1 protein-coding gene is annotated in these 12,493 nt (G+C 77.5%); it reads left to right on the forward strand.

All coding sequences use genetic code 11. The annotated features are described in order from the left end of the window. Positions 1-22: 22 nt before the first annotated feature. A complete protein-coding gene (locus tag ACQP2P_RS20605) occupies positions 23-12,481 on the forward strand; it encodes an amino acid adenylation domain-containing protein (RefSeq protein ID WP_433618262.1) in 12,459 nt (4,152 codons plus the stop codon). The last annotated feature ends 12 nt before the right edge of the window (positions 12,482-12,493 follow it).

Consider the following 12,493-nt stretch of genomic DNA (forward strand, 5'->3'; position numbering starts at 1 on the left):
GCGCGCCCGTTTGGGGGAGACGATGACCCACGACGAGCGGTACGCCGACCTGGTCCGCACCACCCTCGCCGGCCTGCCCGGCGGCCCCCGGGCCGAGGACGATCAGCCGCTGCGCGACCACGGGCTCAGCTCGCTGCTGGCGGTGCGGCTGGTGCTGGAGCTCGGCGCGCGGCTCGGGGCCGAGGTGCCGATCGAGTGGATCACCGGCGGCACCACGATCCGGGGCCTGGCCGGCCGCCTCGCCGCGCTCGCGCCCGGCTACGACCCGTCCCGCGACCGGGACGACGATCGGCGCCCCGGGCCCGCCGCGGACGACGGCCTCCCCCTCACCCCGATCCAGCAGGCGTACCTCATCGGCGCCGACCCCGACCTGAGCCCCGACCCGGTCGGCTGCCAGCTCTACCGCGAGTTCACCGTCGCCGGCCTGGACCCGGACGCGGCGGTCGCGGCCTGGCACCGGGTCGTCGCGGCGCATGACGCCCTGCGCCTGCGCGTCGGCGACGACTGGCGCCAGCGCGTCGCGCCGCCCGCCTCCACGCCGGCCACGGTGCCGGTCCACGACCGCTCGGCCGCCGGCCCCGCCGAGTTCGCCGCGCACCTCGGGCAGGTCCGCGCCCGGCTGACCGCCCGCACCTTCGGCCCCGGCGGCGAGGACCGCTGGGCCCTGGAGGTCAGCCGCGGCCCCGGTGACGCCGTGGTGCTGCATCTCGTCATCGACGGCCTGATCATCGATGGCCGCGGCCTGGACCTGGTGCTCGCCCACTGGTGGCAGGCGTACGGCGAGCCCGGCCACGACCTCGGCGGCGGCCCGCTCACGCTGGAGCACTGCCTGCGCACCCTCGCCGCGGACACCGGCACCCGCGAGGCGGACCTGGCCTACTGGCGGGACCGCCTGCCCGCGGTGCTGCGGGCTCCGGCGGTGCTCGGCAACGAGCCGCCCGCGGGCCGGCTGCCCCGCAGCGTCCTGCGGGCCGCCCTCACCCCGGCCCAGTGGCGCCGGCTGCGGGAGCACGCCGCCGCCCTCGACGTGTCGCCGACCGCGCTGGTGCTCACCGTCTTCACCGACACCCTCACCCGCCACGGTGCCCGGGACCCGTACGCGCTCGTGCTGACCGCCAGCGACCGGATGCGCCTGCCCGCCGCGGCCGACGCGGTGCCCGGTCCGTTCACCTCCACCGTCGTCTTCGCGGTCGAGCCCGCGTCCGGCCCCTTCGAGGAGACCGCGGCCGCCCTGCACGCCGCGCTCTGGCGCGATCTCGGCCACGCCCGCACCAGCGGCGTCGAGGCCCTGCGCGACCGGCACGCGAGCGGCGACGACCCCCTGCCCGTCGTCTTCACCAGCCTGCTCGACCTGCCCACCGCCGACGTGCGCAACAGTTTCGCCGCGTACACCACCCACCGTTGCAGCCGGACGTCCGGCGTCGCGCTGGACCACCAGATGTGGGAGCAGGACGGCGCACTGCGCATCCATTGGGACGTGGCACCGGCCCGATTCGCGGCCGGCACCCCGCAGACGCTGCTCGCCTCGTTCACCAACGCCCTGCGGGCCCTCGCCGCGGACGACGGCGCGCACGACGAGCAACGCCCCCTCAACGAGCTGCAGAAGGCCTATTTCGTACCGCGGGTGAGCGGCCCGGCACCATGGGACGGCTGCCAGGTCTACCACAGCTTCACCGTCGCCGACCTCGACCTCGCGCGGCTGGAGGCGGCCTGGCAGCGCATGATCGAGGCCCACGACGTGCTGCGCTCGCGCCTGTGCTACGACGGCACCCTGCGCGTGCGGGCCAGGGCCGGTGACGGCTGGCACATCCCGGTCATCGAGCTCGACCCCGGCCACGAGGCGGCGGAGCTGGCCCGTATCCGTGACGAGATGGCCGGCACCGCGTTCCCGCTCGACCGCTGGCCCCAGTTCGACCTGCGGGTGACCCGCACCGCCGGGGACGGCGACCCCCGGTGGGTCGTGCACTGCGGCATCGACCTGACCATCGCCGACGGCATCAGCATTCACCGCATGCTGCGCGAGCTGTTCCGCCTCGCCGCCGACCCCGCCGCCGCCCCGCGCACCGCCCGGCCCTGGGCCGCGCTCGAGCGCCACCGCGCGGCCGAGCACCCGCCGCCGGCCCGCGACGCCGCCCGCGCCTACTGGCGGGAGCGCTTCGCCGGCATGCCGCCCGGACCCCGGCTCGCCCAGGACCCGGACCGGCACCGGCAGCGGCGCACCGGGCGGCTGACCGGCTGGCGGGCGCTGCGCGAGCGGGCGGAGGCCGAAGGGTACGGCGCCGACCCGCTCCTGCTGGCGATCCTCGTCCAGGCGCTCGCGACCGTCTTCGACGAGGACTTCGCGCTGCCGGCCGTGCGGTGGACGCCGCAGGAAGAGCCGTACCGCCCCGGCGAGCACACCGGCCTGAGCTGGATCGCCCGCGGCCCGCGAGCGCTGCCCGTCGCGCAGCGCGCGGCGCTGATCCGGCAGCAGTATCTGCGCGACGCCGCCGGCGACGCGATCAGCGGCCTGGAGGAGCTGCGGCGGGTGGTCATGGCCCAGCGCCGCGGCGGTGACTACGGCTTCCCGATCGTGTATACCGGGCTGCTCGAACTCACCGAGGAGCGCCTGCCCGGCGGCGTCGCCGCCGGGCCCTGGATGACGTACACGCCGGACGTGTCCCTGGACTGCATCGCCGCCGAGGACGGCGACGAGCTCGTCTACTGCTGGGACGCCGTGCCCGGCGACTTCCCGCCCGGCGCGCTCGACGAGGCCTTCGCGTCCTACGAGCGACTGCTGCGCGAACCATTCGCGGCCGGGCCCGCCGCGGACGCCCCCTCGCCGGCCTGGAACGACACGGCCGTCGCGCACCCGCCGCCCGAGCCGGCCCACCTGCGCTTCGAGCGGCAGGCCCGGCAGCGCCCGCACGCCGTGGCGCTGCGCTCCCGCGGCGGCGCGATGACCTTCGGCGAGCTCGACCGCCGGGCCAACGGCATCGGCGCCCGGCTGCAGGCGCTCGGCGCCGGCCCCGGCACGTTCGTGGCGATCCGGGCCCGGCGCGGCCCCGGCATGATCGCCGCCGTGCTCGGCGTGGCCAAGACCGGCGCGGCCTACGTGCCCGTCGACCCGGCCCTGCCCGAGGCCCGCGCGCACGTCATGCTCGCCGACACCGGCGCCCGGATCGTGCTGAGCTCCGGCGGCGCCGCCCAGTGGGAGCCGCCCGCGGGCGTCGCGGTCCTCGATGCCGACGCGGTGCCCGGGGCTGACGCCGGCCCGCAGTGGCGCGGCACGCCCGACGACCCGGCGTACGTCATCTTCACCTCCGGCAGCACCGGCACCCCGAAGGGCGTCCTGGTCGCCCACCGGGCCCTGGACAACCTGCTGCACTGGGCCGCCCGGGCCTACCCCACCGGGCCCGGCGACGTCGGTCTGCAGGTCACGTCGCTCGGCTTCGACCTGTCCGTCTACGACATCTTCGGGCTGCTCGGCAGCGGCGCCGGGCTCTACGTCGCCGACGCCGAACAGCAGAAGGACCCGGCCCTGCTGCTCGACGTGCTGCTGAGCGAGCCGGTGACGTTCTGGAACTCGGCGCCGACCACGCTCGCGCAGCTGATGCCGCTGCTGCCCGGCCCCGAGCCCGCCCACCCCGGCACCGGCAACCTGCGGCTGGTCTTCCTCTCCGGCGACTACACCCCGCTGACGCTGCCCGACGCGCTGCGGGCCGTGTTCACCCGGGCCCGCATCGTCAGCCTCGGCGGCGCGACCGAGGCGACGGTGTGGTCCAACCACTTCCCGATCGAGGACGTCGACCCGGCCTGGCGCAGCATCCCCTACGGCCGCCCGATCGACAACTGCCGGTACTACATCCTGGACGAGGCTCGCCGCCCCTGCCCGGTCGGCATCGAGGGCGACCTGTACATCGCCGGCGTCTGCCTGGCCGAGGGGTACGTCAACCGGCCCGACCTGACGGCCGAGCGCTTCGTCGAGGACCCGTTCGCGAGCCCCGCCGGGCAGCGGATGTACGCCACCGGCGACCGGGCCGCCTACCGCCCCGACGGCGTCATCGTCTTCCTCGGCCGCGCCGACACCCAGGTGAAGATCCGCGGGTTCCGGGTCGAGCCGGGCGAGATCGAGCACTGCCTGCGCCGCCACCCGGCGGTCGCGGACGCGGTCGTGGTGCCCCGGCCCGACCCGGCCGGCGACAGGAAGCTCGTCGCGTACATCGTCGCGGCCGGCCCGCTGCCGCCGACCCGCGAGCTGCGCGCGTTCGCCGCGCGGACGCTGCCCGACTACATGGTGCCCAACGCGGTCGTCGCCGTGCCCGCGTTCCCGGCGACCGCCAACGGCAAGCTGGACCGCGACGCGCTGCCGTGGCCGCCGCCCCCTTCCCCGATCGTCGACGGTGCCGTCGTCGCCCCCGTGGCCGCGACGCCGCTCCCGGCCCCGGTTCCGGCTCCGCCTCCCGCTCCGGCTCCCACCGCGGTGGTGGAGCCCGCGGCGCAGGAGCGGCTCACCGGCGAGCTGGGCGCGATCCTCGCCGGGCTGCTCGGCCAGGCGTCGGTCGACGCGGAGCAGGACCTGTGGGACCAGGGCGCGACGTCGTTCACGATGGTCCAGGTCGCGGGGGAGCTGCGGCGGCGCTACGACCGCCGGGTGCCGGTCAACGTGCTGCTGGCCGAGCCGACGGTCGCCGCGATGGCGCGCCATCTGGCCTCCACCGGCGCCCGGCCGGTGTCCCCGGCCCCGGCCCCGGCCCCGGTCGCGGCACCGGCACCGGCACCGGCACCGGCACCAGCCCCGGTCGCGGCGCCGGTCCCGGTCGCGGCGCCGGTCCCGGTCGCGGCGCCGGCCGATCCGCCCGGGCCCGCCGTGCCCGAGGTTCCCGCACCGTCCAGTGTGGACGTCTTCTCCGCGCACGAGCAGGCCGCGTTCAAGGCGGCCGGATGGGGACAGCGCCCCGCCGGGCCGGACGACGTCCTCGTGCCCCTCAGCGGCGCGGCCCCCGCGGCCGAGCACTTCCGGTGGCGCGGCACCCGCCGCACGTTCGCCGCCGGGCCGGTTCCGCGCGCCGCGTTCGACGGGCTGCTCGGCCTGCTCGGGGCCGACCCCGGCGACGGGCAGCGGCGGCTGTACCCGTCCGCCGGCGACACCTACGCGGTGCAGGTCTACGTGCGGGTCCGGCCCGACGCCGTGGAGGGTGTGCCGGCCGGGCTGTACTACCTGCGGGCCCAGGAGCGCGCCCTGCAGCTGGTGAACCCCGCGCCCGACATCCCGCGCGGCATCCATTTCTTCTACAACCGGCCCGTCTTCGACGCCGCGTCCTTCGAGGTGTACCTCATCGGGCAGTCGCGCGGCATCGAGCCCGTCTACGGCCCGGACGCCGACGGGTACCTGCGCCTGGAGGCCGGCTACCTCGGCGAGCTGCTCATGCTCGGGCAGGCCGCGTTCGGGCTCGGCCTGTGCCCGGTCGGCGGCCTGGCCTTCGACCGCGTCCGGGCGCAGTTCGCCCTTGACGACGGCCACCGCTTCCTGCACGCGTTCCTCGGCGGCCCGGCCGGCCACGACCCCGCGACGGCCGGCGCCGCGCCCGCCTTCGCGCTGCCCGCCGCGCCGGCCGGTCCCGCCGCGCCGACCGTGCCGGACGAGCCGACCGTGCCGGACGAGCCGACCGTGCCGGACGTGCGGGACGTGGCGATCGTGGGCCTGTCCGGTCGCTACCCCGACGCCCCCGACGTGGACCGGCTCTGGCAGAACCTGGCGGCCGGGTGGCGCAGCGTCGCCCCGCCGCCGCCCGCGCGGGCCGCCGACATCGGCTCGGCGCTGCCCGGCGCGTACCTCGACGACATCGACCGCTTCGACAGCCTGCTGTTCCACATCGCCCCGGCCGAGGCGCGCGAGCTCGACCCGCAGCTGCGCCTGGCGCTGGAGGTGGCGTGGGAGTGCCTGGAGAACGCCGGGTACACCCCGGAGGGGCTGCGCGCCGCCGCACCCCGCGTGGGCGTCTACGCCGCCGTCATGTGGCAGGACTACCAGCACGTCGGCGCGGCCGGCTGGACGGACGGCGGGCCGGCCCGGGTCTCCGGCGTCGCCGCGGACATCCCCAGCCGCATCTCGCACTGCCTCGGCCTGCGCGGCCCGAGCATCGCGGTGAACACCTCGTGCTCCTCCGCGCTCACCGCGCTGCACCTCGCGGCCACGGCCCTGCGCTCCGGCGAGTGCGACGCCGCCCTGGTCGTGGCGGTCAACCTGATCGCGCACCCGTACCACGCCGCCGTCCTGCGCGGCCTCGACCTCGTCTCCACCGGCGGGGTCGCGGGCGCGTTCGACGCGGCGGCCGGCGGCTGGTCGCCCGGCGAGGGCGCGGGTGCCGTCCTGCTGCGCCCCGACGCCGCGGCCGTGGCCGGCGGCGATCACCGCTGGGGCGTGCTCGAGGCCACCTGGGCCGGGCACGCGGGCGGCGGCAACCGCTTCCTCGCCCCGAACGTCGCCGCACTCACCCGCTCGCTGCGCGAGACCCTCGCCGCCGCCGGGCGGGAGCCGGCCGACATCGGCTACGTCGAGTGCGCCGCCGGCGGCTCCGGCATCGCCGACGCCGCCGAGATCCAGGCACTCGACGCCGTGCTGGGCGGCCGCGGCACCCCCGTGCCCGTCGGCACCGTGAAGGCCAACATCGGCCATCTCGAGGCCGCCTCCGGCCTGGCCCAGCTGACCAAGGTGCTGCTGCAGTTCCGCCACGAGCGCCTGGCCCCGACGCCGCGCGCGGACGAGCTCAGCCCGCTGGTCGACTGGGACGCGGTCGCGCTGCGGGTCGTGGACGCCCCGGCCCCGTGGCCGCCGCCGGGCGCGACGGCCCCGCGCCGGGTGCTCGTCAACGCCCTCGGCGCCACGGGCTCCTACGGCCACCTCGTCCTGCGCGCGCCCGACCCGCTCGCCGCGGCGCCCGCCGCCGACGGTCCTCTCGTGGTACCGCTGTCCGCCCAGACGCCCGACCAGGTGCGCGAGGCCGTCCGGCGGTTGCGCGCGGCCCTCGACGCCGTGGCGGTGCCGAGCGCCGACATCGCGTACACGCTGCAGGTCGGCCGGGTGACGATGGCGCACCGGGCGGCGTTTCCCGCCGCCGACCAGGCCTCCCTCCGCGCGGCGCTCGACGCGTTCCTGGCCACCGGGCACATCGAGGCGCCCGCCGACGTGCTGACCCGCTCCTGGCTGGCCGGGGAGCCCGTCGACTGGGCCGCGGCGTGGCGGGTGCCGGGCCGCCGGGTGCCGCTGCCGACCTACCCGTTCGCGCCGGACCGGCACCGCCTGGCCGTCGAGCCTGCCCCCGCGCCCGCCGACGAACCCGGCGACCTGGAGCGTTACCTGTGCGCCATGTTCGCCGAGGTGTCCCAGATCCCGGCCGAGCGCATCGACGCCCACACGCCGCTGGAGCACTACGGCCTCACCTCGCTGATGGTCACGGGCCTCAACGCGCGCCTCGCCGAGCGCTTCGACGGCGTACCGCGGACGCTGTTCTACGAGCACCGCGACCTGGCCGGCATCGCGGCCGCCCTGGCCCGCACCGCCGCGCCGCGGACCGCGGCCGAGACAACGCTTGCCCGGACTCACGAGGCGGCGGAGCCGATCGCGGTCATCGGGGTCGCGGGCCGCTATCCGCAGGCCGCCGACCTCGACGAGTTCTGGCGCAACCTCGTCGCCGGCCGCGACTGCGTCACCGCGCCGCCGCCCGGTCGCCCCGGCCCGGACGACGACGCCGCGATCGGCGGCTTCCTCGACGACGTGGACCTGTTCGACCCGATGCTGTTCCAGATCACCCCGCGCGACGCCGCGCTCATGGACCCGCAGGAGCGGCTGTTCCTGGAGACGGTGTGGCGTGTGCTGGAGGACGCCGGCTACAGCCGGGCCCGGCTGCGGATGCGCCACGGCGGCCGGGTGGGGGTGTTCGCCGGCACGATGTACAACGAGTACCCCTTCTTCGGCGTCGAGCGAACCGCCGCCGGCGCGCCGATCGCGACCGGCTCCGCCATCGCCGGCATCGCCAACCGGGTCTCGTGGTTCCTCGACGCCGCCGGGCCCAGCCTGACCGTCGACACCATGTGCTCCTCCTCGCTCACGGCGCTGCACCTGGCGGCCGAGAGCCTGCGCCGGGGCGAGTGCGAGGTCGCCGTCGCCGGCGGGGTGAACCTGTCGCTGCACCGCAACAAGTTCGTCCAGCAGCGGGCGATGGGCATGACCGCCGCCGGTGGGCGGTGCCGGCCGTTCGGCGCCGGCGGCGACGGGCTCGTGCCGGGGGAGGGCGTCGGTGCGGTACTGCTGAAAACCCTGGCCCGCGCGCAGGCCGACGGCGACCGCATCCACGGCGTGATCCTGGCGACCGCGGTCAACCACGGCGGCCGGACCAGCGGCTACCTGGTCCCGAACCCGGTCGCCCAGGGGGAGCTCGTCGCCGGCGCGCTGCGCCGCGCGGGCCTCGACCCGTCCGGCGTCGGCTATGTCGAGGCCCACGGCACCGGCACCGCGCTGGGCGACCCCATCGAGCTCAGCGGCCTCCACCGCGCCTACGGCGACCGGCCCGCCGGCAGCGTGCCGATCGGCTCCGTCAAGTCCAACATCGGCCACCTGGAGGGCGCCGCCGGCATCGCCGGGCTGACCAAGATCCTGCTCCAACTGCGCCACGGCCGGCTGGTGCCGTCGCTGCACGCCGACCGGCTGAACCCGAACGTCGACTGGGCCGCGAGCCCGTTCGCCGTCCAGCGCACCGCCGCGCCGTGGCCGCGTGGCGCCACCGCCCGCCGGGCCGCGCTGAGCTCCTTCGGCGCCGGCGGCAGCAATGCGCACGCCATCGTCGAGGAGGCGCCCCCGCCGGTCGCCCCGGGCACGGTCCCCGGCCCGCAGCTCGTCGTCGTCTCCGCCACGAACCCCGGACAGCTCGCCGACGTCGCCGCCCGGCTGGCCGGGCACCTCGCCGACCACCCGGGCCTGGACCTCGCCGCCGTCGCCCACACGCTGCGCGCGGGCCGCGAGGCGCTGGCGCACCGGGCCGCGTTCGTCGCTTCCGACCTCGCCGAGGCCCGGCGGCGCCTGGCCGGTCTCGCCGCCGGCGACCACGCCGGCATCGTGCTCGGCCGCCGCAGCGGCCCCGCCGGATCGGGGCCGGTCGTCGCCGATCCGGAGCGGCTCGACCTCGACGAGCTCGCCCGGCGGTGGGCCGCCGGCGCCGAGGTCGACTGGGACCGCCTGGGCCGGGCCGGCCTGGTCGCGCTGCCGGGCCATCCGTTCGCCCGCATGCGCTGCTGGCTGCCGGACGCGGACCCGGCGGCGCCCGGGCGCGGCCACGACGCCGGGACGGCCGCCGCCGCGGTGCCGCTCACGGCGCGGCGGTGGGAGCCGGACGAGGCGCCGTTGCCCGACGCGTCACCGTTCCCCGGTGCAGTGCTCTGCCTCATCGGCGGCGCCGACGGCACGGACCTGGCGGCGCGGGTCGCGGCCGCCCTGCCCGCCACGCGGTTCGTGCTCGCCCGCACCGCGGCCGGGGCGGGCGGCGACCTGCCGGTCGTGGACTCCGAGGCGGCCGGCCTGGCCCTGCGCGACGCGCACCCCGGGCTCACCGGCTGGCTCGACCTGTCCGATGTGGACGGACCGGCCCCCGGCGACCCCCGCCCCCACACCTGGCGGCCCCGCCTGGCGATGCTGCAGCGGCTGCTGCGCGGGCCTCGGCCGATCACGCGGATCCTCCACGTGACCCGCGGCGTCCAGCCGGTCGGCGGCACCCCGGCGCGGCTGGCCGGCGCCGTCATGACCGCCCTCGTGCGCTCGATCGCCGCCGAGCACACCGCGGTCCGCGCGAGCGCCCTGGACTGCGACGAGGCCGACCCGGCGCGCATCGCGGCCGAGTTCAGCGCCGGCACCGGGGCCGAGGTCTGCCACCGGTCGGGGCGGCGGCTGCTCCCGCGGACCGTCACGGCGCCGGCCCGCCCGCTCCCGCCGGTTCGGCTGCGGGAGGACCGCGCGTACGTGGTCACGGGCGGCACCCGAGGGCTCGGTGCCCTCGCCGCCCGGCGGCTGGCCGAGCGCGGCGCCCGCCGGATCGCGCTGTTCTCGGCCGCTCCGGTGTCGGGGGACACCCCGGCCGCGACGGCGACGATCCGCGCGCTGGAGGCCGAGGGCGTCACCGTGCGCGCCTGCGCGCCGGACCTGACCGACGCCGCCGAGCTCGCCGCGGCGCTGGAGCGGGTGCGGGGCGAGCTCGGGCCGATCGGCGGGCTGGTGCACTGCGCCGGCCGGGCCGCCACCCCCGGGCCGCTGGTGCTGCGGGACCCGGCCGACGTCGCCGCGGTGCTCGCGCCGAAGACCGAGGGCGCCACCAACCTCGCTGAGCTGTGCGCGGACGAGCCGCTGGAGTTCGCGGTGCTGTACTCCTCGGTGTCGGCCGCCGTGCCCGCGCTCGCCGCCGGTGTCGCCGACTACGCGGCGGCCAACGCGTATCTCGATCTGCTCGCCGGCTACCAGGCCCGCCTCGGCCGCACCGCCTACCGCAGCATCCAGTGGACGGTCTGGCGCGAGTCGGGCTCGGGCGCCGGGGCCGCGGCGGCGTGCGCCCGGGCCGGGCTCGGCACCCTCTCCGACCGCGAGGGCTTGGACGTGCTGGACCTCGCCCTCGCCGGGGCGACTGAGACCGTCGTGCAGGCCGCGCCCGTCCCGCCCGCCCCGCACGAACCGGCCGCCCCGATCGCTGTGGCCGAACCGCCCCCGGCGGCCGGGCCGGTGCCGGGCTGGCTGGCCGAGCTGTTCCTGACGACCGCCGGCATCCCCGCCCAGGCGCTCGACCCGGACGCGGAGTTCCGCGAGCTCGGCGTCGAGTCGGTGATGCTGGCCGAGCTCGTGCGGCGCATCGAGGAGCGTGTGGCTGAGCCGGTACCGCCGAGTCTGCTCCTGGAGCATCCGACCCTGCGACGGCTGGCCGCCGCGCTGCCCGCACCCGGCCCGGCCCCCGCCGCCGGGCCGCCGGCCGCGACCCCGGCACCGGCCGGGAAGGTCGCCGTCATCGGCCTCGCGTGCCGCATGCCCGGCGCCGCCGACGCCGACGCCTTCTGGGACAACCTCGTCGCGGGCCGCTCCGCGGTGACCGAGGTGCCGCCCGGCCGCTGGAGCGCCGCCGAGCTGTACCCCGGGCGCACCGTGAGCAAATGGGGCGGGTTCGTCGACGGCATCGAGGACTTCGACGCGGGCTGGTTCGGCATCGGCGAGGAGGAGGCCGTCTGCCTCGACCCCGGCATCCGGCTGTTCCTGGAGTCCTCGGTCGGCGCGCTGCGCGACGCCGGTTACCGCGACGACGAGGTCCGCGGCCGCGACGTCGCCGTGTTCGCCGGCGCCCGGCTCTCCGGCTACCGCCACCGCGCCGGCGTGCGCGGCGGGGCGGCCGGGCTCGGCGCCGACCAGAACTTCATCGCCGCCCGGGTCGCCGACGCGCTCGACCTGCACGGGCCGAACCTCGTGGTCGACAGCGCCTGCTCCTCCGCGCTGGTCGCCGTGGGCCTGGCCTGCCGCAGCCTGCTCAGCGGCGAGTCCGAGCTGGCGCTGGCCGGTGGGGTGGAGATCCTGCTCGACGAGGAGCCGTACCTGCAGTTCACCGCCGCCCGCGCGCTGTCACCCTCGGGCCGCTGCGCCACGTTCGACGCCGACGCCGACGGGTTCGTGCCGGGCGAGGGCTGCGGCGTGCTGGTGCTCAAGGAGCTCGGCGCCGCCATCCGCGACGGTGACCGGATCCGGGCCGTCATCGACGCGGTCGCGGTGAACAACGACGGCCGCACCATGGGGCTCACCACGCCGAACCCGGTCGCCCAGGCGGCCGTCGTGCGCCGGGCCCTCGCCGCCAGCGGCTACGGCGCCGGCGACATCGGGCTGCTCGAGGCGCACGGCACCGGCACGATGATCGGTGACCCGATCGAACTGCGGGCGCTGACCCAGGTGTACCGCGAGTCCACATCGGACACCGGCTACTGCGGCCTCGGCAGCGTCAAGACGAACGTGGGGCACCTGTTGTCCGCGGCCGGCATCGCCGGGCTGCTCAAGGTCGTCCTCGCCGTCGAGCGCGGCGTCCGCCCGCCGACCCTGCACTGCCACCGGCCGAACCCGCGGTTCGACTTCGCCGCCTCCCCGTTCACGCCGCAGCTGGCCGCCGAGCCGTGGGCCGGGCGGCGGGTCGCCGGGGTGAGCGCGTTCGGCCTCGGCGGCACCAACGCCCACGCGATCGTCTCCGCGCCCGACGAGCATGCCGCCGCCGGGGTCCGCCGCACCCCGCTGCCCGCGCCGGGATTCCAGCGGCGGCGGTACTGGCTGGAGCGCCCCGCCGCCCCGGCCCCCGAGCCGCTCCCCGCCCCGCCCGGACCGGCCCCCGCCCCGCCCGAACCGGTCACCGTGGCGCCACTGCCCGCAACCGTGTCGTCGCTGCTGGACCTGCGTTTCGTCAGGACCACGCGGGTGAACGGCCGCACACCGAGCTGAACCAGGAGACAC

Origin of the sequence: Dactylosporangium sp. CA-139114 (assembly GCF_050955725.1) — a bacterium.
Taxonomy (GTDB): Bacteria; Actinomycetota; Actinomycetes; order Mycobacteriales; family Micromonosporaceae; genus Dactylosporangium.

Bases quoted from the DNA above. Each gene is read 5' to 3' on its own strand.
- ACQP2P_RS20605 (WP_433618262.1), top strand. From the start codon at position 23: ATGACCCACGACGAGCGGTACGCCGACCTGGTCCGCACCACCCTCGCC.